The organism is Ruegeria sp. BHSB056 (assembly GCF_059613305.1).
The window spans coordinates 18,028-37,968 of record NZ_JBXWSG010000024.1; the positions used below are offsets into that span (position 1 = coordinate 18,028).

The window sequence follows — 19,941 nt, forward strand, 5'->3', positions numbered from 1 at the left end:
GGCTTAGTCTTTCACAAAGAGCTTTCGCTCGATATTGCATAGGGCTTCGGCGGGGCCGTTTTCAGTGATAAGAATGGTTTCCGTGGTCTCAAGGCCCCAGATGTCCATCCACAACGCAGGCATGAAATGGAAAACCATGCCCGGTTGCAGAATGGTCTCGTCTTCGGCACGGATCGACGCTGTCCGTTCGCCCCAATCTGGCGGATAGCTCAGACCGATAGGGTATCCCATGCGCCCCTCCCGTTCGAGTCCGTGACGGGCAAGAACCTTTAGAAAAGCGTTTGCAATGTCGCTGGTCCGATTGCCAGCCCGGGCAGCCTCTAGACCCGCCGCTATCCCTTCGATCTGCGCGCGTTCCGCGTCCCGCATTTCTGGCGGTGGAGTGCCAAGAAATACTGTGCGGCAAAGCGGAGCGTGATAGCGCCGATAGCAGCCGGACAGTTCGAAAAATGTTGCTTCACCCTTCTTCATCGGTGCGCCATTCCATGTCAGGTGCGCGGCAGTGGCATCCAGCCCCGAGGGTGTCAAAGGGACAATGGCCGGGTAATCCCCCCAATCATCCTCAACCCCGGTAATCCCGGCATGAAAGATATCTGCGACAAGGTCGTTCTTGCGCACGCCCACTGCGGCGCGATCAATGGCCGTTTGGATAACTTTTTCCGAAATCCGGGCCGCCTTGCGAATAAAGACAATTTCTTCTTCCGACTTGATCAGGCGCTGCCAGTTAACCAGTGCCGTCGCATCCACCAGCGTTGCTTCTGGCAATTCCTTGCCCAAAACCTCGTGTGCCTTTGCGGAATAGTAATAGTTCTCCATCTCAACGCCGATACGGGCCGCGTCCAGCCCAAGCGCGCGAATGTGGCCAGCCAGATCCTGCATGGGATGGCGTATGGTTGATTGAACGTAGTGGTCTGCATAGCCACGAATGTTGTCCCTGGACATCCAGCATGTGCGCAACCCACCCAATGCATCCATCTGGCGTCCCCACCAAATCGGCTCACCTTCCATGCCGAGCAATACGCCCTGATGCACGTAAAAGGACCAACCATCATAGCCAGTCAGCCAAGCCTGGTTCGAAGGGTCGGTGACAAACAGTAGCTCTAGCCCCGCTTTTTCCATAGCGCTTCGGGTCTTGGCGATCCTGCGGTCATATTCCGCTTGGCTGAAAGGGGCGTGTTCAATCGGCATGGCATCCTCGGCGGCTGGATATGGCATGTACTTGAGCGCAATCTTACCAACTTGTACACAGATGAACTTGTGAGTGATACCTGAACCGCGACTCCTGTTAGAAGCCAATTGGTTGTTTGATGATACGATCACGCTGTGGGCACAGGGTATTCGCACTCGGCATCGAAAGACGCCGTAGAATAGAGCGTTGGAAGCACGCAAGGGTCCCAGTTCGGCGGACGGCGCGATTCCGAAAACCGCGCCAAAAACCACGAGCCCCCGAGGGTCGCGAAAAGCTCCTCGGACATCATCTGATCGCGGTTATCACGGGTCTCTCGGTTGCTTGTGCGGTTTTATGCTGCGCCAGAGCGAGGATCGGCATTTCTCCGCTGGATATGATTGCAATACGGCAACGGTGGCGCCTGATCTCGTGGGTGGCATGGTGCGTGGAGTAGGTGTCCTGAGGCACAGTGAAGGCTCGCTGCCAAACCCCAGATGTCCAAGGACTCAACCAATGTTACACACTGCGCCCACCTGTCGAGAGGCGTCCCCTTGTTTCGATGCATGTCGATCCAGCGCGCTCGACACCAACGGCACGCTCAATTCAACGGGTGCCGCGTACCCTGTTGTGAACGAGGCAGAGTGCCAGAACTTGCGCAACTCCATCGGTCAAGGGAAAGCGCGCAACCTTTGGGGAATGGTTGCGTGGGGTTTGTTGGTGATTGTCCAAATCGCTGCGTACGCCGCCATGTTTTACGGTGTGTTGGTTATGCAAATCTCGCTGCTTCCCTACGTATTTCTGGTCGCACTGACCGTGTTATTTTGGCTGGGTTACGATTGCATTCGCGATATGCGCAAGGATACTTCATCAGCTACCAGTCAGAGATAGATATCCATTCTTACCTGAATGACTTTGGGGCAACGACAGTCGATATCTGCGGCCATACTGCCGGACCTTGTGGAATGTAAGTGTCGCCCGTCGCGATTTCCTTGGGGCAGGGCGCTTTCAGGTTCAAGACGCACCCTGGCAATGGGCATCTTTCACGAAAGTCAGTGACAGAGCCGGTTGACAACAGGTTTTGTATTTTGGATACATTTGTCAGGGATATCGCAACGACCTGTATTGTCACTGAACGCTCTGACGACAAAGAGCCCTGCGATTGTCTTGCCAAGTCCATTTCTGGGAGAAAATCATGAAACTCAATCTTCTGGCCGCAACCACGGCAATAGCCCTGTCGGGTGCCGTGGCACAGGCAAATACCCTGGTGTATTGTTCCGAAGGTTCACCCGAGGGGTTTGACCCTGCACTGTTTACCGCAGGAACTACCTTTGATGCCTCGTCGCATCCTATTTATAACCGGTTGCTGGAATTCGAAACCGGTACGACCAATGTGATCCCCGGCTTGGCTGAAAGTGTCGAGGCCAGTGATGATGGCCTGGAATACACGTTCAAGCTGCGCCAGGGTGTCAAATTCCATTCGAATGACGAATTCACCCCGACCCGCGACTTCAATGCCGATGACGTAATCTTCTCGTTCATGCGCCAAAAGGACGAGAACCACCCCTATAACCAAGTGTCTGGCGGCACGTGGGAATACTTCCAGGGCATGGGGATGCCGGATCTGGTCTCTTCTATCGAAAAGATTGATGACTACACGGTGAAATTCACCCTGTCCAAGCCAGAGGCGCCCTTTGTTGCGAATATGGCGATGGACTTTGCATCGATCATGTCAGCCGAATATGGCGACGCTATGCTGGCTGCCGGCACGCCTGAAAAACTGAATACCGCGCCCATCGGGACCGGGCCTTTCTCGTTCGTGGCCTACCAGAAAGACGCGGTGATCCGCTATGCGGCTAATGGCGATTATTGGAAAGAACCGGCGCAGGTCGAAAACCTGATCTTTGCCATTACGCCGGACGCGTCTGTTCGCTATCAGAAGCTGAAAGCTGGCGAGTGCCATGTGATGCCTTACCCGAACCCGGCTGACATTCAGGCGATGAAGGATGATGCAGACATCAACATGATGGAGCAGGAAGGGCTGAACGTCGGGTATCTGGCTTACAACACCACGATGGCGCCGTTCGACAACCCCAAGGTTCGCAAAGCGCTGAACATGGCGATCGACAAGCAGGCGATCATCGACGTGGTTTTCCAGGGTTCAGGCCAGGCTGCCAAGAACCCGATCCCGCCAACCATGTGGAGCTATAACGACGCTATCGTGGACGATCCATACGATCCCGAAGCGGCCAAGGCTATGCTTGATGCCGAAGGTGTCACAGACCTGTCGATGAAAATCTGGGCGATGCCGGTTCAGCGCCCCTACAACCCCAATGCCCGCCGCATGGCCGAGCTGATCCAGGCTGATTTTGCCAAGGTTGGTGTGGGCGTCGAAATCGTCTCGTACGAATGGGGCGAATACCTGTCACGCTCGAAAGAACTGAACCGCGATGGTGCTGTTTTGCTGGGCTGGACCGGTGATAACGGCGATCCGGACAACTTCCTGGCCGTTCTGCTGGGCTGCGACGGGGTCGAGGCATCAAACCGTGCGCAATGGTGCCACCAGCCGTTCGAGGATCTGATCCTGAAAGCCAAGCAAAGCACCGATCAGGCAGAGCGGACCAAGCTGTATGAAGAAGCGCAGGTCGTGTTCAAAGAGCAGGCCCCATGGGCAACCATTGCTCACTCGGTTGTATTCATGCCGATGAGCAACAAGGTGCAAGGCTACAAAGTGCACCCGCTGGGCGGCCACATCTTCTATGGTGTGAGCGTCGAGTAAGCCACCACTCACTCACCGGAGCTGCCTGTTTGGCGGCTCCGGCTTTTTATTGAGGAGGTCGGCCTGAATGCCGGATCTGTTCGAATATCGTCAACTGGCACGGGACATGTCGGTCGACGCTGTAGCTCTTGTACCTGGCCCGAATTTCACACGCGCTTTGGGAAAATCTTTCATGAGCCACGAACGGCCCTTCGTGGTCGTTGTCCCGGCTGAGGGACAGGCCGCGGCGATTGTGCCCAATCTGGAACTGGCCTCATGGGATCTTGTCGGGTTCGAGGGCGCTGTTTTCGATTGGCGCGATCAGACCGGTTATGACGATGCGTTTACCGCATTGGCCGCGCATATGCCGATCCGCTCGCTGGCGGTGGAAGGTCAGGTGATGCGGGTTTTTGTCTCTGCCGCGTTTACCCGTGCTTTGCCGGATTTGAGGATCGTCGACGGTGAACGCGAAATCTCGGGCCTGCGCAGCATCAAGACCGATGAAGACATTGCTGCGTTGCAGGCGGCCATCGATATCTCGGAACGCGCGTTGGAGCGTGTGATTGCAGACGTGCGTGTCGGCCAGACCGAAAAACAGGTCGAACAGGCCTTGATACAGGCGCTTTTTGTAGAAGGGGCCGAGTCTCTGGCGTTTTCGCCCATCGTGGCGGCTGGCGACAATTCGGCACGGCCGCATGGGAAAGCGCGCAACGACTACCAGATCAGGACAGGCGACGCGTTACTGTTCGATTTCGGTGCCCGCAAAGATGGTTTTGCCGCCGACATCACGCGAACCTTCTTTGTTCAGGACGTGTCGGACGAGGGCAGGGAAGTCTACGATACCGTTTTGCGCGCCAACAAAACCGGGTTCGAAGCCTGCCGCCCGGGTGTAACGGCCCATGACATCGACGATGCGGTCACAAGCGTGCTCGAAGCCTCGCCATTTGCGGATCGTATTCGCACCAAAACAGGTCACGGGCTGGGCCGGGATGTGCACGAGGCACCATATATCATGCGTGGGAATCATCAGAAAATCTTGCCGGGTATGGTCTGGACCAATGAACCAGGTCTGTATGCGCTCGAAAGTTTTGGCGTTCGCATTGAAGATGACGTGCTAGTCACTACGGATGGCTGCCGGTCGCTAACCCATTTCCCCAAAGAGCTTACAATCATAGGTCGCTGATGTTTGGTTACTTACTCACCCGCATTGGCCTGTTCGTCCCGACCTTTCTGGGCGTGACGTTGATCTCATTCATGTTCATCCGGGTGCTGCCGGGTGATCCGATCATCGTCATGGCCGGCGAGCGCGGCATGACTGAAGAACGCTATCAGGAAATGGTAGAAAAGCTGGGTTTCGACAAACCGGTGTTGCAGCAATACTGGGAATACCTTGCCGGGGTTTTGCAGGGCGATCTTGGCGAAAGCTTTGTCACCAAAAAACCGGTCTGGGAGGAGTTCTTTTCGCTGTTCCCCGCGACAATGGAACTTTCGCTCTGCGCCATGATTTTCGCCATCGCATTGGGTCTGCCTGCCGGGGTGATTGCGGCGGTGAACCGGGGGAAGTTTTTTGACAGGGCGCTGATGTCTTCGGCATTGGTCGGATATTCGATGCCGATCTTCTGGTGGGCGCTGCTGCTGATCATCGTGTTCTCGGGCAATCTTGGCTGGACGCCGGTCTCGGGCCGGATCGACCTGCTTTATTACTTTCCAAATGTCACTGGCTTTATGCTGATCGACAGTCTTTTGTCCGGGCAGGAAGGCGCATTCGCGTCGGCTGTTCGTCATCTGATCCTACCGACAATTGTGCTGGGAACCGTTCCGCTAGCCGTGATTGCGCGACAGACCCGGTCGGCGATGCTGGAGGTTCTGGGTGAGGATTATATCCGCACTGCGCGTGCCAAAGGGCTGTCGCCCACGCGTATCAACGGATTGCATGCGTTACGCAACGCGCTGATCCCTGTTGTCACGGTTATTGGATTGTCGGTCGGTTCATTGTTGGCGGGGGCAATTCTTACCGAAACCATCTTCAGCTGGCCGGGCATCGGCAAGTGGATGGTCGACAGTATTTTCCGCAGGGATTACCCGGTGGTGCAAGGGGGTTTGCTGATGATCGCGGTGATCGTGATGCTGGTGAACCTGCTGGTCGATGTCCTGTACGGCATCATCAACCCAAAAATCCGGAGACGATGATGACCGAGCTTTCGTCGACCCAGCACGTAACTGAAAATCGTCCCAGCGCACTGCGAGAGTTCTGGTATTACTTCAGCGAAAACCGGGGTGCCGTGATTGGGTTGTGGGTCTTTACAGGTTTTGTGTTCTGTGCGGCCTTTGCCCCTTTGCTGGCCCCCTATGATCCGACCGAACAGTTCCGGCACCATATCCTGCAACCCCCTGCCTGGCAGGAAGGCGGAAGCTGGGCCTTTCCGTTGGGTACCGATCCTTTGGGCAGGGATATGCTGTCGCGGCTGATCATGGGTTCACGCTATTCCTTCTTTGTGGGGATCGTTGTGGTCTGTGTTGCCGTAACGGGCGGCGTAATGGTTGGCCTTCTGTCGGGTTTTGCACCCAAATGGGTTGATACGTTGATCATGCGGGTGATGGACATCGTCCTGGCTTTCCCGTCTCTGCTACTGGCCCTTGTTCTGGTCGCCATTCTGGGCCCGTCACTGACCAACGCGATGATCGCCATCGCCATCGTGTTTCAGCCGCATTACGTGCGCCTGACGCGCGCGTCAGTACTGGCGGAACGGCAGAAAGACTATGTAACCTCGGCCCGTGTGGCCGGTGCGGGCAAGTCGCGGCTGATGTTCATCACGGTATTGCCCAATTGCCTGGCGCCAATCATCGTTCAGGCGGCCCTGTCTTTTTCGACTGCCATTCTGGACGCGGCGGCCCTTGGGTTTCTGGGCATGGGTGCGCAGCCCCCCACGCCGGAATGGGGCACCATGCTGGCTGAAGCGCGCGAGTTCATCCTGCGCGCATGGTGGGTTGTCACCTTCCCCGGTCTCGCAATTCTGGTCACCGTGCTTGCCATCAACCTGATGGGTGACGGGTTGCGGGATGCGCTGGATCCGAAACTGAAACGGAGCTGATCGCATGAGCCTTTTGCAGATCCGTAATCTGACTGTCGAGTTTGCCACATCTTCGGGTAGTTTTCGCGCAGTGGACGGTGTCGATCTGTCGGTCGACAAAGGCGAATTGCTGGCCATCGTCGGCGAAAGCGGTTCGGGCAAGTCCGTGTCGATGCTGGCACTTATGGGCTTGCTGCCCTGGACTGCCACAATCACCGCCGATGAGATGAGTTTTGAGGGCCGTGACCTGTCCGGTATCTCGGCCCGTGAACGGCGCAAGATCATTGGCAAGGACATGGCGATGATCTTTCAGGAGCCGATGTCTTCGCTGAACCCCTGTTTTACTGTCGGGTTCCAGATCAAAGAGGCATTGCGCATCCACCTTGGCCTGAACCGAAAAGAGCGTCACGAGCGTGCGGTCGAATTGTTCGATCAGGTTGGCATTCCCGCGCCTGAAAGCCGCCTGAATACTTTTCCGCATCAGATGTCAGGGGGTATGAACCAACGGGTTGTGATCGCGATGGCCATTGCCTGCAAGCCCAAGCTGCTGATCGCGGATGAACCGACCACGGCACTGGACGTGACCATTCAGGCGCAGATTCTGGATCTGCTGATCCGGTTGCGTGATGAGCATGACATGGGCCTTGTTCTGATCACCCATGACATGGGCGTCGTTGCGGAAACCGCCGAGCGGGTTCAGGTGCAATATGCCGGGCAAAAGGTTGAAGAACAGCCTGTCAGGGATTTGTTCCAAACCCCCCGTCATCCCTATACCACGGCTCTGCTCAGTGCTTTGCCGGAACGGGCGACGTCCAAGATTCTTCCGACGATACCAGGTGTTGTTCCGGGGCAATTCGACAGGCCAAAAGGATGCCTTTTCAGCCCACGGTGCCGCTTTGCCGATGCGACCTGCGCCCAAACCCCGCCGACCCCTCATGCCGAGGCATTTGGCAAGGCGCGCTGTCACTATGTTGAAAAGATTGCCGCCGGAGAGCTGATATGACCACACCTATCGTTCAGGCCAACGACCTGGCCCGGTTTTATACGGTCAAAGGTGGGTTGCTGTCCAAACCCGCAACCGTAAAGGCACTGTCGGGGGTGGATTTCGACCTGCTGCCAGGAAAAACACTGGCCATTGTCGGAGAGTCAGGCTGTGGCAAGTCTACGTTGGCCAGACTGATCACAATGATCGAAGAACCAACCTCGGGCAGCCTGAAGATCAACGGGGTCGATATTACCCCTTCGCAATGGAGCAAGATGCGAGAGACGGTGCAGATCGTTTTTCAAGACCCATATAGCTCGTTGAATCCGCGTCAGCGTATTGGCCAGATCTTGCAGGAACCGCTGATTATCAACCGGCCACAGATGACGGCCGCCGAGCGTGAAATGCAGGCACGCAAGATGATCGAGATGGTGGGCCTGCGCCCGGAACATTATGACCGCTATCCGCATATGTTCTCGGGTGGGCAGCGCCAGCGGATCGCCATTGCGCGGGCGCTTATGCTGGACCCCAAGGTGCTGGTTCTGGATGAACCTGTCTCGGCGCTGGATGTGTCGATTCAATCGCAGATCCTGAACTTGCTGGTCGATCTTCAGGAACGGCTGAACCTAGCCTACCTGTTCATTTCACATGACTTGTCGGTTGTCCGGCATTTCGCCGACGACGTGATTGTCATGTATCTGGGGCGCGCGGTTGAAAAAGGCCCGAAAGAGCAGCTGTTCGCGGCACCCCGACATCCGTACTCCAAGGCGTTGCTCTCCACGACGCCTCGTGCCGACCCGGATGCCCGGAAAGAGCGGATCAAGCTGGAAGGCGAATTGCCGTCACCGATGAATATCCCTAAAGGATGCGCTTTTGCGCAACGATGCTGGCTTGCGACTGATCAGTGCAGGCAAACATTGCCTGAACTGGATGACGAAATCCATCAGGTCGCGTGTCTGCATCCTCTTTTCTGAAGAACAAGATGGCCAACGAAAACGCCCGGGCCAAAGGACCGGGCGTCAGGAAATCCGCACGTCCTTGAAGGCGTCAGAGCCCCCATTTCTCGCGGTTTGCTTCAAAAAAGCCTTCCGCTTTTTTCACTTCGATCCAGTTGTTCACATAGTTGATCCAGATCTGATCGCCTTGTGGCAGGATCATCGCAATCGGCGAAGGTGATCGGGGGCCGGCGTTTTTTACGCGGATAACAGGAAACTTCTCTTCAAGGGTCGAGCCCTCGATGTTCGACGTTATGAATACATCAGCACGACCGGCGATTACTTCCTGATACCCGCGGGCCGGGGCCTCGACCACCTTGATCTCGGCGTTCGGGAACCATTCGCGGACCCGTTTTTCGAATGTGGTGCCCAAAGTCGTCGCGACTTTCACTCCGGCCTGATTGATCGAGTCATACCCGTCGAACTTGTCGGCCTTGTCCTTGGTGGTGTAGGGGAAGAGCTCCACCGAGATATAGCTGTCGGAAAAACCGGCAACTTTCATGCGCGGTGGTGAAATCGATGCAGACCCGGTCAGGTGGTACTTGCCCGCGACCACACCATTCACCAGTGTCTTCCAGTCGGTGGGGACAAATTCGACCTCAACCCCAAGATCGGCGGCCAATGCATTCATAATGTCGATGTCGTACCCTTTGTAACTGTTGGTTGCCGGGTCGCGCAGTGTCATAGGGTTCCAGTCACCTGTGGTCCCAACCTTGAGCACGCCGGAATCCAGCACCTCGTTCAGCGCAGATTGCGCCTGTGCGGAACCTGACAATACAAGCCCCAACACGGCAACCGCCGCGGCTTTCCAAAAAACGCTCATAGGTATCTCCCGTTGGTGGCGTTACGACCTTGTGATTGCAATCCTCATTGATTTCAGTCCAAAGGGAAAGATAACCTCAAGAAAATATTACAATGGGGCAAAAACGGGGGCAGTTCAGCATATGCCAGGCGCCGCAATCGAACTTGTGGGCGTGAATAAGTGGTATGACACGTTTCACGTTCTCAAGGACATTAACCTGACGGTCAGCAGCAGCGAAAAGGTGGTGATTTGCGGGCCTTCAGGGTCAGGCAAATCCACCGTCGTTCGATGTATCAACCGGTTGGAAAAACACCAAAAAGGTATCATTCGGTTAGATGGGGTTGACCTGACGGATGACGCAGAGTCAACGGCAACCATCCGGTCCGATGTCGGGATGGTCTTCCAGCAATTCAATCTGTTTCCGCATTTGACCGTTTTGGAAAACCTGACTTTGGGTCCGATCAAAGCGCGCGGCCTGAGCCGGAAGGACGCAGAGGAAAAAGCGCGCCATTATCTGGATCGTGTACATATCCCCGATCAGGCGGACAAAAAGCCCATGCAGTTGTCCGGAGGTCAGCAGCAACGTGTGGCGATTGCACGATCCTTATGCATGGAACCGCGCGTGCTGTTGTTCGATGAACCCACGTCGGCGCTGGACCCCGAGATGATCTCGGAAGTGTTGGAAGTTATGGTTGAACTGGCGAATGAGGGCATGACCATGGTGGTCGTGACCCACGAGATGGGGTTTGCCCGCAAAGTGGCTGACAAGATGATCTTCATGGATGCTGGTGAAATCGTCGAAGAAGGCAAGCCGGAACATTTCTTCACCAACCCTCAGTCTGACCGCTGTCGCAAATTCCTGTCTCAGATACTGCAGCACTGAGAGGGGCCGATGAAAAAACTTCTACTAATTGTACCTTTGCTGCTGCTGGCAGGCTGTTCGTCTTCCCAGACCTGGGGTTGGTATGTGATCGACCCGACCACAGCATCGGGTTGGGTCAATGTGAAATTTCTGATCTCGGGGATGGGGGCGACGATCCAGATTTCACTGATCGCAGCGGCGATGTCGATCGTCATCGGATTGTTGGTGGCCCTGCCGGGGTTGTCCGAGAAACGCGGCTGGCGGCTGGTTAACCGTGTTTACGTTGAATTTATTCGCGCAATTCCTCTGCTGCCGATGCTGTTCTGGGTCTTTTATGGCTTGCCCATCGTGTTCAAGTCGATGGGCATGAATGTCCCCATCGATCCCTTTTGGGGTGCGATCATCACATTGGCGATTTCTGACAGCGCCTTCACTGCCGAGATTTACCGCGCAGGCATTCAATCCATTGCGCGAGGTCAAAGCGAAGCGGCGCAGACCATCGGGCTGAACTATGTGCAGACCATGCGTTATGTGGTCCTGCCGCAGGCAATCCGGCGCATTCTGCCGCCCTTGGCAAACCAATTCATCTACATCGTCAAGATGAGCGCATTCGCCAGCGTCATCGGGATGCAGGAACTGACCCGGCGCGCGAATGAGCTGGTGGTCACGGAATACCGCCCGCTGGAAATATATACCCTGCTGGTCTTTGAATACCTGATCCTGGTTCTGATCATCAGTGCGGGTGTGCGCTGGCTGGAGCGTCGCATGGGCGCGGACGAGCGCGGATAAGGAGAATGGATTTGGACTGGAAAGCTTTCATGGCCGAGACCGAGGCCAACATCGGAACTTTTTCGAAGGAAGTGCCCGAAACCGTTCGCGGCTTTGGCATAATGGGCAAGGCCGCCAAGACCAATGGCGCACTGAGTGAGAAGACCAAGGAATTCATGGCCCTTGGCATTGCCATTGCGACCCGCTGCGACAGCTGCATAGGGTTTCACGTGCGTTCCCTTGTCCGACTGGGCGCCACCCGAGACGAGATGTGCGAGGCCTTGGCGATGGCGACCTATATGGGCGGCGGGCCGTCTTATGCTTACAGCGCCAAAGCTTTGAAGGCTTATGATGTGTTTTCCGGGTAATTGCTGCGCAAATCACCAAAGCGGATTGTGATCAGCCGTTTGGTTCCGGGTCAGCGTGCGCTAGGCCTCCCGCGTTTTCCTCGGCGGTTTTGCGAATAATTGCACCGATTTTCAGGAGGTTTTCACCTAGCGGGTTAGTCTTTCGCCAGATCAGGCCGATGGTTCGGGTTGGAGGGGTGTCCTGAAAGCGGGCGATGGACACGTCGGCAGACCGGGTTTCCAGCCCCACGGCCATTTCCGGTATCAGCGTTACACCGATGCCCGCCCCGACCATCTGCACCAGTGTGGACAGTGAACTGCCCTCCATAATGTGCTGCGGTTCGATATTGCGGATCGAACAGAAGGAAAGCGCCTGATCCCTGAAACAATGCCCTTCTTCCAGTAACAACAGCCGCATCGTTCTGAGCTGTGACGAACTTGGCATTGGCAACCCAGCGTCCCGCGCCGGGCGAACCAGCAGAAAGTCTTCGTTAAACAACGAAAATTCCCGAAGGCTGGGTTCCGAGACCGGCAAAGCGACAACAGCAAAATCCAGCCTGGAGTCCAATATTTCGCCGATCAGGGTTTGGGTGATGGTCTCTTTGGGCTCGATCGTCAGCTGTGGGAATCGTTGCGACAGTGCCTTGATGATTGATGGCAGCAAGTAAGGCGCGACCGTGGGGATGACCCCGATTCTGATGCGACCCGACAAGGGACCGGCGGAAGATTGCACAAGATTCCCCAAATCCTCGACTCGCGTCAGGATTTCGCGGCCATGTTTTAGGACATCTTCGCCAAGCGCGGTCAGGCGCGTCTCGCGCGCTGCGCGTTCGACCAAGGGGCCACCCATGATGGCCTCCAGCTCTTTGATTTGTATGGAAAGCGCGGGCTGCGATATCGCGCTGGCCGCCGCCGCCTTTCCAAAGTGGCCGTGGGTGGCAAGTGCTTCGAAGTAGCGCAGGTGTTTAAGTGTGAGTGACTTCATAGGAAAAACTAATCGCAACGATAGTAATTACAAATTTCCAATTATCGAAACCGTAAGGTACGAGTCAAGACATCTGAACCCCTCGGTAAATACTCAGGAGATTTACAATGGACGGTAATCCCCACAATCACCAATCCGGCGGCTGCCCAGTCTTGCATGGCGGCAACACGGGTACGGGCAACTCTGTCACCAAATGGTGGCCGGATGCGCTGAATCTGGACATTCTGAGCCAGCACGACACGCGCACCAACCCGATGGACGCGGATTACAACCACCGCGAAGCAGTCAAAGGGCTGGATTTCAACGCTGTCCGCGCAGATGTCGAGGCGTTGCTAACCGACAGTCAGGACTGGTGGCCGGCCGATTGGGGCCACTATGGCGGCCTGATGATCCGTCTGGCGTGGCACTCTGCCGGGTCGTACCGCCTGGGGGATGGTCGCGGCGGCGCTGGTTCGGGCAACATCCGGTTCGCGCCGCTGAACTCATGGCCGGACAATGCAAGCCTGGATAAAGCCCGCCGACTGCTCTGGCCGGTGAAAAAGAAATACGGCAATGCGCTGTCCTGGGCCGATCTGATCGTTCTGTCGGGCACGGTGGCCTATGAATCCATGGGTCTGAAGACCTTTGGCTTTGGCTTTGGTCGCGAAGACATCTGGGGCCCCGAAAAAGATGTTTACTGGGGTTCTGAAAATCAGTGGCTGGCACCGTCCGAGAACCGTTATGGCGATTTGGAAACCCCCGGCACGCTGGAAAACCCTCTGGGTGCGGTGCATATGGGCCTGATTTATGTGAACCCCGAAGGCGTGAACGGTAACCCGGACCCGGCGAAAACAGCGCTGCACATCCGTGAAACCTTTGCCCGCATGGCAATGAACGACGAAGAGACGGCGGCTCTGACCTGTGGTGGTCACACAGTCGGCAAAGCGCATGGCGCGATGGCGGGCGATCATATCGGCGCCGAACCCGAAGCCTGCCCGGTCTCCGGTCAGGGTCTGGGATGGGACAACCCCGATCAGAACGGCAAGGCAACCAACGCATTCACGTCTGGTATCGAGGGTGCGTGGACGAAAAACCCGACCAAATTCGACATGGGTTTTTTCGATTACCTGTTCGGATATGAGTGGGAATTGGGAAAATCGCCCGCGGGTGCCAACCAGTGGCAGCCTGTCGACATGCCGGAAGATGAAAAGCCGGTCGACCCGACCGATCCTTCTATTCGCCGTATGCCGATGATGACCGATGCGGACATGGCAATGAAGATCGATCCGACATACAACGCGATCTGTCAGAAGTTCATGGCCGACCCGGATTACTTTGCTGACACCTTTGCCCGCGCGTGGTTCAAGCTGACCCACCGCGACATGGGGTCACGCGTCAATTACTATGGCCCAGACGTCCCGACAGAAGAGCTGATCTGGCAGGACCCGATCCCTGCCGGTTCGACCGGGTATGACGTCGATGCCGTCAAGGCAAAGATCGCCGACAGTGGTCTGACCGCGGTCGAGATGATCACCACCGCATGGGACAGCGCCCGTACCTTCCGTGGCTCGGACAAACGCGGCGGCGCAAACGGTGCGCGTATCCGTCTGGCACCTCAGAAAGACTGGGCAGGGAACGAGCCCGAGCGTCTGGCGAAAGTGCTGGGCGTTCTGGAGCCGATTGCAGCGGAAACCGGTGCCTCGATCGCCGACGTAATCGTTCTGGCGGGTAACGTCGGTCTGGAACAGTCGATCAAAGCCGCAGGTTTTGACATGACGGTTCCGTTCTCGGCTGGTCGTGGCGACGCAACAGATGAGCAGACCGATGCGGACAGCTTTTCGGTGCTGGAGCCGCTGGCGGACGGGTTCAGAAACTGGCAGCTGAAGGAATACGCGGTATCACCCGAGGCGATGATGCTGGACCGCGCGCAACTGCTGGGTCTGACCGCAGCCGAAATGACGGTTCTGGTTGGTGGCCTGCGTGTGCTGGGTACCAATCACGGCGGATCGGCGCATGGGGTCTTCACGGACCGCGTGGGTCAGTTGACCACCGACTTCTTCGTCAACCTGACGGATATGTCGCTCAGCTGGCACCCGGTTGACGGCGGCACGTATGAGCTGCGTGATCGCGCCTCGGGTGAGGTCAGGTTCACCGCAACCAGCGCGGATCTGGTCTTTGGCTCGAACTCGATCCTGCGTGGCTACGCCGAGGTCTATGCCCAGGACGATAATGCCCAGAAGTTCGTGCGCGATTTCGTGGCGGCCTGGACCAAGATCATGAACAACGACCGGTTCGATCTGGTAGCCTAAGTCAAAAATTATCAGGCGAGGGAAACCTCGCCTGATAATGTATTCGGGCTGACATCTGGTTGTGCCCGATTATCCCGCGATCACATTCTGTTTTTGAACACCCAGGCCTTCGATGCCTAATTCCATCGTGTCGCCGGGTTTCAGATAGACTTGCGGGTTTTGCCCCATGCCCACGCCCGGCGGAGTTCCGGTCGAGATCACATCGCCCGGCTGCAGGGACATGAATTGCGACAGGTGTGAGATCACAGTTGCCACCCCGAAATGCATCGTCCGGGTCGAGCCGTCCTGATAACGGTGGCCGTTGACCTCAAGATACATCGGTAGATTCTGTGGATCTGCAATCTCGTCCCGCGTCACCAGCCATGGACCAATGGGGCCGAATGTGTCTGCCGACTTGCCCTTGACCCACTGCCCCGAGCGGTGAAGCTGAAAATCACGTTCTGACAGGTCATTGACTACACAATAACCTGCGACGTGATCCATAGCTTCGGCCTCGGAGATGTTTTTTGCTTCCTTGCCGATCACCACGCCCAACTCGACCTCCCAGTCGGTCTTGACGGACCCCCGCGGGATTTCCACCGTGTCGTTCGGACCGATAATGGCCGATGTCGCCTTGAAAAAGATCACAGGTTCCTGCGGCAATTCCATACCGCTTTCTGCCGCGTGGTCGGCATAGTTCAGGCCGATGCAAATGAACTTGCCCACATGGCCGACACACGCCCCTAAACGGGTGTTGCCTTCAACAATCGGCAAATCCTGTGGATCCAGCGTGCGCAGTCGCGCCAACCCTTCGTCGCTCAGAACATCACCCGATATATCGTCGATGACGCCTGACAGGTCGCGAATTGTGCCATCGTCGTGCAGTAGCCCGGGCTTTTCGGCACCAAAGGCGCCAAACCGCAGTAGTTTCATATTGTGATCCTTTTCAGCTTAAATCGCCCATCCGCCATCAATGGCAAAGGGCTGACCAGTGGTAAATGCGCTGCTGTCACTCGCAAGGTAGAGCGCCAGATCAGCAATCTCATCCGCGGTCCCGATGCGCCCCATCGGCTGGCGGGCGATGAAATCCGTCATCGCTTTTTCGTAGTCGCCCGTCGCCCTCAAACGCTCGTGCAGGCTGGGGCTGTCAACGGTGCCGGGGCAGATAGCATTGCACCGGATGCCCTGCGTGACGAAATCGGCGGCGATCGACTTGGTCAGGCCAATTACGGCAGCCTTTGATGCGCAATATACAAACCGGTTTGGAACGCCCTTCATCGACGAGGCGACCGAGGACATATTGATTATCGATCCTCCGCCGTTTCCTAACATCGCGGGCAGGGTCAGACGGATCAGGCGATACATGGCCTTCACATTAAGATCGAAACTGAAATCCCAGTCGTCCTCTTCGCACTCAAGAATGGTCCCGTTTGCCACGTAACCCGCGCAATTGAACAGGATATCCAGCGGTGGCAATTCAGCCACGGCACGTTTCACGGCATGCGTGTCTGTCACATCGAGAAGGATCGGAGAGATCCTGTCGATCTCCGAAAGCTCGGCCAAAGTGGTTTCGTTGATGTCGCTGGCAAAGACATGCGCGCCTTCGGCTGCGAACAGTTCGGCCGTGGCGCGTCCGATACCCTGCCCAGCGGCGCTGATGAATGCGGTTTTGCCTTTTAGTCGGTCAGAAGGCTGATGGGATGTCATTCTGGTCCTCATGATTTCCCGAAACCGGGTAGTGTGTTGGGGATAACTGCCTTGTTGGTCGCGCCTCAGGGAAAAGATTGGGCAGGATCAGCGGGCGCAAAGCAGTGCGTGTTTGGGGTTCGGTGCGGCACGGTCAAATCCTGATGTGATAAGCCGTTGCCGCATTCCCTCCAAGGATGGCCGAACGGTCTTTGGAGGAAAGTGCGTTTAGCAGTTCATCGGTTGCATCGATCCATCGTTCATAGCTGCTGGCCAATGTGCAGACCGGCCAGTCGCTGCCCCAGATCAACCGCGATGGTCCGAACGTGTTCAGTAGGTGATCCACATAGGGGTACAGGTCCCGAACCGTCCAGTCAGGCGCAGCTTCGGTGACAAAACCGGACAGTTTGCAGAACGCGTTGGTACCCTGCGCGATGGCGGCCATGTCTTCGGCCCACCCGTCAAATGCACCGTCCCGGATCAGAGGTTTCGAGCCATGGTCAATCACAACCCGCATGGTCGGGTGCTGTGTCAGAAGTTGACGCAGCGGCCCCAGGTGCCGGGGCAGGGTGAGGGCATCGAAAGTCAGATCGTTAGACTGGATGGCCTCAAAGGCAGGCGTCAATGCCGTGCCGAGCATCCAGTTCGGATCAGCGATATCCTGAATCATTGGCCGTAGACCAACCAAAGCGGGATGAGCGGTAAGCTTGGCGATTTGTGCGCTCACATCCGGAGTGTCAAAATCGACCCAGCCAACCACACCTTTGATAAAGGGTGTCTTGTCCGCCAGGGACAGCAGGTACTCCGTTTCGGCGACGGTCGGCGCTGCCTGAACCAGAATTGTCCCGTCGATGCCCTGTGCTTGCAACAATGGCGCAAGATCATCTGGCCCGAAGTCCCGGTAAATCTGACTCAAGTCCGGTGTCAGCCACCCATAGTCACCACGCGCCAGTGCCCAAAAATGCTGATGGGCGTCGATCTTCATGCAATCACGCCTTTCTTCAGGATGATGTTGCCGTACAGCCTGCGCTCGCCGGTCTGAATGATGGCAAAAGCTGATGCCGCGCGTTGGTAGAAGGCGAACCGATCCAGACCCTGAATTTGTGCGGGGTTGTCTGCCTGCGCGTCGATGATCTTCTGGAAATCCGCGACGGCCTCGGGCACGGCTTCGGGATCACCGACAACCTGCATGGTCAGCGCGGGGTCTGGCACGAATGTATCCAGCGGCATGACAGACAACACAGCGCCAAGCAGATCACTTGCCGTTGAACCATCCGCACGGATGCAGTCAGGCCCAAGGCTTGAGCCCGGGAAATTGGCGTCCGCAATAACGATGTCATCGCCATGGCCCATGGCGCGCAGGGCGTACAGCAACTCAGGAGACAACAGCGGGTCGAGGTTACGCAGCATTGACAGGTTCCTTGGGCAAGGGGGCATTTGGCCGGATCAGGCCTTCGGTACGCAGGTCTGACCAAAGCTGGGCGGGGATAGTCCGCTCCAGCAGGGCGACATTGGCTTGAACCTCAGCCGCGTTAACAGCGCCCGGAACAACCGTTTTCACGGCGGGATGTCCCAGAACAAATTGCAGCGCGGCTGCGATCAACGGTGTGTCATGGGCCGCACAGACGGCTTCGATCCTGCGCACCCGTTCAAGAATATCCTCAGGCGCATCGGAATAGTTATACTTGGCCCCTGGCACCGCTCCGGTAGCGAGGATGCCCGAGTTATACGGCCCGCCGAGAATGATACCCACGTCACGCTTTTCGCAAAGCGGCAGAAAATTGTTCAAGGCTTCCTGCTCCAAAAGCGTATACCGACCTGCCAGCAGGAACCCGTCGAAATCGCCAAGGCCCAGCAGTTTTTCGCAAACCTGCCATTCGTTTACGCCCGCGCCAATCGCGACGATTTCATCAGCATCGCGCAGTTCAACCAGCGCTTTGTAGCCGCCGCCATCGAACAACTCGCGCACTTTGGCGTCTGACATTTCCTGACTGCCCTGACTGAAAGCGCAGACGTCATGCACCAGAAGAATGTCTGCATTGGCAACACCGATCCGGTCTCGGCTTGCCTCATATGACCGCATGACGCCGTCATAGGTATAATCGAACACAATGCGTTTCTGCGGAACGTCCACAAACGCTTCGGGCGTCACCTCATGTTGTTCGCAATCCAGCAGCAGACGACCGATTTTGGTTGATAGCTGGATGTTCTCACGCCCAAACCGCCTGATCGCTTCGCCAAAGCGATACTCGGACCGCCCCAACCCGTATTGCGGCGCGGTGTCAAAAAACCGGATGCCCGAGTCAAATGCGGATTGCAAAGCAGCCTGCGCATCAGCTTCCGAGACTTTGCGATAAAGATTGCCCAAGGGCGCGCCGCCAAACCCCATACGGGTCAGCGGTACAGGCCGGGACGTCCTGTTGTTCAGAAGGGCGGTTTGCGAAACGGTCATCCTGCCTCTCGGGTGTTTTGGGGGTTTAAATTGAACAGCTGCGGTCTTTCCTGTTGCAGCCGTTCGATCCGAGGCATCAGTTGCCCAAGGTGATGGCGCATGGCGTCTTGTGCCGCACGTTCGTCATGGGCGCTGATGGCGTCGAATATCGCCCGGTGTTCGGCCAGTGTTTCCGCGATGCGGCCGGGTGTCGGCAACAGCAACATCCGCGCGCGGCTGACCTGTAACGACACGGTCTGTGCCACGTCCGGGAGGCGAAGCATCCCGGTGAATGCCATCAATAGGGCGTGGAATTCCTCATCTGCGTGATAGAACCCGGCAATGTCTTCATCTTCGATCAACAGCTCTTGCAGGCGCACATTGCGGCTCAGCTTTTTGCGCTGATCTTCGGTCAGGTCACGCGCTACCTTGGCCACTGTTGCCAGCTCCAGGGCCTCTCGCAGAAAGGCCCCTTCGCGAATTTCATCCATCGAGAAATAGGACACGCGTGTACCCGATTGCGGCACCACATCCACCAACCCTTCGGCGGCAAGCCTGGTTATGGCGTCCGCGACAGGTGCGCGGGACACACCCAACTGCGCGCAGATCGGCGCCTTCCGAAGGTTAGCGCCGGGGGGGAAATCCAATGCCAGGATCGCCTGTTTGATGGATTGGTAAACGCGCTGCGCGAGCGACCCCTCAAATGTTGAAATGTCGGGCAGGCGGGTGGCGTCAATGTCGTATGGGTGGTTCATAAATCTGAACTATCATACTAACATGTTAGTTGACAAGTGCGGATTATCCCCGTAGCTCTGTGGCGAA

Annotated in this window: 19 protein-coding genes; 10 read left to right on the plus strand and 9 right to left on the minus strand. The window is 56.7% G+C overall.

Annotated features, from left to right (window positions below; genetic code table 11):
* Positions 1–3 precede the first annotated feature (3 nt).
* Entirely contained in the window at positions 4–1,215 is a 1,212-nt protein-coding gene (locus AC2FND_RS08485; RefSeq protein ID WP_496769119.1) for a M24 family metallopeptidase, read from the minus strand.
* Positions 1,216–2,360: 1,145 nt separating this feature from the next.
* Here AC2FND_RS08485 and AC2FND_RS08490 point away from each other — a divergent pair.
* The 6 genes from AC2FND_RS08490 (at position 2,361) to AC2FND_RS08515 (ending at position 8,950) form a co-directional block, all read left to right on the plus strand.
* Positions 2,361–3,944 carry an ABC transporter substrate-binding protein gene (locus AC2FND_RS08490; protein ID WP_209599040.1) on the plus strand — a complete coding sequence of 528 codons (1,584 nt, stop codon included), beginning with the start codon at positions 2,361–2,363 and terminating at the stop codon, positions 3,942–3,944.
* A 67-nt stretch (positions 3,945–4,011) separates the two neighbouring features.
* The gene (locus tag AC2FND_RS08495; RefSeq protein ID WP_496769121.1) at positions 4,012–5,106 is read left to right on the plus strand and encodes a M24 family metallopeptidase; all 1,095 of its coding nucleotides are present in this window, start codon (positions 4,012–4,014) and stop codon (positions 5,104–5,106) included.
* The gene (locus tag AC2FND_RS08500) at positions 5,106–6,113 is read left to right on the plus strand and encodes an ABC transporter permease subunit (protein WP_209506834.1); all 1,008 of its coding nucleotides are present in this window, start codon (positions 5,106–5,108) and stop codon (positions 6,111–6,113) included. The genes AC2FND_RS08495 and AC2FND_RS08500 overlap by 1 nt, the downstream gene beginning before the upstream one ends.
* Positions 6,113–7,015, plus strand: a complete 903-nt coding sequence (locus AC2FND_RS08505; protein WP_496769123.1) for an ABC transporter permease subunit — start codon at positions 6,113–6,115, stop codon at positions 7,013–7,015. Before AC2FND_RS08500 ends, AC2FND_RS08505 begins: the two co-directional genes overlap by 1 nt.
* A gap of 4 nt (positions 7,016–7,019) precedes the next feature.
* Positions 7,020–7,997: an ABC transporter ATP-binding protein gene (locus AC2FND_RS08510; RefSeq protein ID WP_496769125.1), complete on the plus strand. Its 978-nt coding sequence runs from the start codon at positions 7,020–7,022 to the stop codon at positions 7,995–7,997.
* Positions 7,994–8,950, plus strand: a complete 957-nt coding sequence (locus AC2FND_RS08515) for a dipeptide ABC transporter ATP-binding protein (protein WP_496769127.1) — start codon at positions 7,994–7,996, stop codon at positions 8,948–8,950. The genes AC2FND_RS08510 and AC2FND_RS08515 overlap by 4 nt, the downstream gene beginning before the upstream one ends.
* 73 nt (positions 8,951–9,023) lie before the next feature.
* Here the strand turns inward: AC2FND_RS08515 and AC2FND_RS08520 are convergent, their stop codons facing one another.
* On the minus strand, positions 9,024–9,794 hold the full coding sequence (locus AC2FND_RS08520) for a transporter substrate-binding domain-containing protein (protein ID WP_480488837.1): 771 nt from the start codon (positions 9,792–9,794) through the stop codon (positions 9,024–9,026).
* Between the two features lie 121 nt (positions 9,795–9,915).
* Between AC2FND_RS08520 and AC2FND_RS08525 the strand changes: the two genes are divergently transcribed.
* Genes AC2FND_RS08525 through AC2FND_RS08535 form a run of 3 tightly spaced genes read left to right on the plus strand, consistent with a single transcriptional unit; the run spans position 9,916 to position 11,771 of the window.
* Positions 9,916–10,656: an amino acid ABC transporter ATP-binding protein gene (locus tag AC2FND_RS08525; protein ID WP_496769129.1), complete on the plus strand. Its 741-nt coding sequence runs from the start codon at positions 9,916–9,918 to the stop codon at positions 10,654–10,656.
* Between the two features lie 9 nt (positions 10,657–10,665).
* A complete protein-coding gene (locus AC2FND_RS08530) occupies positions 10,666–11,424 on the plus strand; it encodes an amino acid ABC transporter permease (protein WP_496769131.1) in 759 nt (252 codons plus the stop codon).
* Between the two features lie 5 nt (positions 11,425–11,429).
* The gene (locus tag AC2FND_RS08535; protein WP_496769133.1) at positions 11,430–11,771 is read left to right on the plus strand and encodes a carboxymuconolactone decarboxylase family protein; all 342 of its coding nucleotides are present in this window, start codon (positions 11,430–11,432) and stop codon (positions 11,769–11,771) included.
* Positions 11,772–11,802: 31 nt separating this feature from the next.
* On the opposite strand, the gene AC2FND_RS08540 is transcribed toward AC2FND_RS08535, so the two are convergent.
* Positions 11,803–12,735, minus strand: coding sequence for a hydrogen peroxide-inducible genes activator (locus AC2FND_RS08540; protein WP_496769137.1), 933 nt, complete (start codon positions 12,733–12,735; stop codon positions 11,803–11,805).
* A gap of 107 nt (positions 12,736–12,842) precedes the next feature.
* Here AC2FND_RS08540 and katG point away from each other — a divergent pair, with 107 nt between their 5' ends.
* On the plus strand, positions 12,843–15,023 hold the full coding sequence (gene katG, locus AC2FND_RS08545; RefSeq protein WP_496769139.1) for a catalase/peroxidase HPI: 2,181 nt from the start codon (positions 12,843–12,845) through the stop codon (positions 15,021–15,023).
* A gap of 69 nt (positions 15,024–15,092) precedes the next feature.
* Here the strand turns inward: katG and AC2FND_RS08550 are convergent, their stop codons facing one another.
* From AC2FND_RS08550 to AC2FND_RS08575, 6 genes are all read right to left on the minus strand, one after another.
* On the minus strand, positions 15,093–15,935 hold the full coding sequence (locus AC2FND_RS08550) for a fumarylacetoacetate hydrolase family protein (protein ID WP_496769141.1): 843 nt from the start codon (positions 15,933–15,935) through the stop codon (positions 15,093–15,095).
* A gap of 18 nt (positions 15,936–15,953) precedes the next feature.
* Positions 15,954–16,709, minus strand: coding sequence for an SDR family oxidoreductase (locus AC2FND_RS08555; RefSeq protein WP_496769143.1), 756 nt, complete (start codon positions 16,707–16,709; stop codon positions 15,954–15,956).
* Between the two features lie 133 nt (positions 16,710–16,842).
* The gene (locus tag AC2FND_RS08560) at positions 16,843–17,673 is read right to left on the minus strand and encodes an amidohydrolase family protein (protein WP_496769144.1); all 831 of its coding nucleotides are present in this window, start codon (positions 17,671–17,673) and stop codon (positions 16,843–16,845) included.
* Positions 17,670–18,098, minus strand: a complete 429-nt coding sequence (locus tag AC2FND_RS08565) for an RbsD/FucU family protein (protein WP_480477587.1) — start codon at positions 18,096–18,098, stop codon at positions 17,670–17,672. Before AC2FND_RS08565 ends, AC2FND_RS08560 begins: the two co-directional genes overlap by 4 nt.
* Positions 18,088–19,140, minus strand: a complete 1,053-nt coding sequence (locus AC2FND_RS08570; protein WP_496769146.1) for an aldo/keto reductase — start codon at positions 19,138–19,140, stop codon at positions 18,088–18,090. The genes AC2FND_RS08565 and AC2FND_RS08570 overlap by 11 nt, the downstream gene beginning before the upstream one ends.
* The gene (locus AC2FND_RS08575; RefSeq protein WP_209506849.1) at positions 19,137–19,874 is read right to left on the minus strand and encodes a GntR family transcriptional regulator; all 738 of its coding nucleotides are present in this window, start codon (positions 19,872–19,874) and stop codon (positions 19,137–19,139) included. Before AC2FND_RS08575 ends, AC2FND_RS08570 begins: the two co-directional genes overlap by 4 nt.
* Between the last annotated feature and the right edge of the window lie 67 nt (positions 19,875–19,941).

Bases quoted from the DNA above. Each gene is read 5' to 3' on its own strand.
- AC2FND_RS08565 (WP_480477587.1), bottom strand. From the start codon at position 18,098: ATGCTGCGTAACCTCGACCCGCTGTTGTCTCCTGAGTTGCTGTACGCC.
- AC2FND_RS08510 (WP_496769125.1), top strand. From the start codon at position 7,020: ATGAGCCTTTTGCAGATCCGTAATCTGACTGTCGAGTTTGCCACATCT.
- AC2FND_RS08530 (WP_496769131.1), top strand. From the start codon at position 10,666: ATGAAAAAACTTCTACTAATTGTACCTTTGCTGCTGCTGGCAGGCTGT.
- AC2FND_RS08560 (WP_496769144.1), bottom strand. From the start codon at position 17,673: ATGAAGATCGACGCCCATCAGCATTTTTGGGCACTGGCGCGTGGTGAC.
- AC2FND_RS08515 (WP_496769127.1), top strand. From the start codon at position 7,994: ATGACCACACCTATCGTTCAGGCCAACGACCTGGCCCGGTTTTATACG.
- AC2FND_RS08550 (WP_496769141.1), bottom strand. From the start codon at position 15,935: ATGAAACTACTGCGGTTTGGCGCCTTTGGTGCCGAAAAGCCCGGGCTA.
- AC2FND_RS08490 (WP_209599040.1), top strand. From the start codon at position 2,361: ATGAAACTCAATCTTCTGGCCGCAACCACGGCAATAGCCCTGTCGGGT.
- katG (WP_496769139.1), top strand. From the start codon at position 12,843: ATGGACGGTAATCCCCACAATCACCAATCCGGCGGCTGCCCAGTCTTG.
- AC2FND_RS08575 (WP_209506849.1), bottom strand. From the start codon at position 19,874: ATGAACCACCCATACGACATTGACGCCACCCGCCTGCCCGACATTTCA.
- AC2FND_RS08505 (WP_496769123.1), top strand. From the start codon at position 6,113: ATGACCGAGCTTTCGTCGACCCAGCACGTAACTGAAAATCGTCCCAGC.
- AC2FND_RS08500 (WP_209506834.1), top strand. From the start codon at position 5,106: ATGTTTGGTTACTTACTCACCCGCATTGGCCTGTTCGTCCCGACCTTT.
- AC2FND_RS08540 (WP_496769137.1), bottom strand. From the start codon at position 12,735: ATGAAGTCACTCACACTTAAACACCTGCGCTACTTCGAAGCACTTGCC.
- AC2FND_RS08520 (WP_480488837.1), bottom strand. From the start codon at position 9,794: ATGAGCGTTTTTTGGAAAGCCGCGGCGGTTGCCGTGTTGGGGCTTGTA.
- AC2FND_RS08535 (WP_496769133.1), top strand. From the start codon at position 11,430: ATGGATTTGGACTGGAAAGCTTTCATGGCCGAGACCGAGGCCAACATC.
- AC2FND_RS08525 (WP_496769129.1), top strand. From the start codon at position 9,916: ATGCCAGGCGCCGCAATCGAACTTGTGGGCGTGAATAAGTGGTATGAC.
- AC2FND_RS08570 (WP_496769146.1), bottom strand. From the start codon at position 19,140: ATGACCGTTTCGCAAACCGCCCTTCTGAACAACAGGACGTCCCGGCCT.
- AC2FND_RS08555 (WP_496769143.1), bottom strand. From the start codon at position 16,709: ATGACATCCCATCAGCCTTCTGACCGACTAAAAGGCAAAACCGCATTC.
- AC2FND_RS08485 (WP_496769119.1), bottom strand. From the start codon at position 1,215: ATGCCATATCCAGCCGCCGAGGATGCCATGCCGATTGAACACGCCCCT.
- AC2FND_RS08495 (WP_496769121.1), top strand. From the start codon at position 4,012: ATGCCGGATCTGTTCGAATATCGTCAACTGGCACGGGACATGTCGGTC.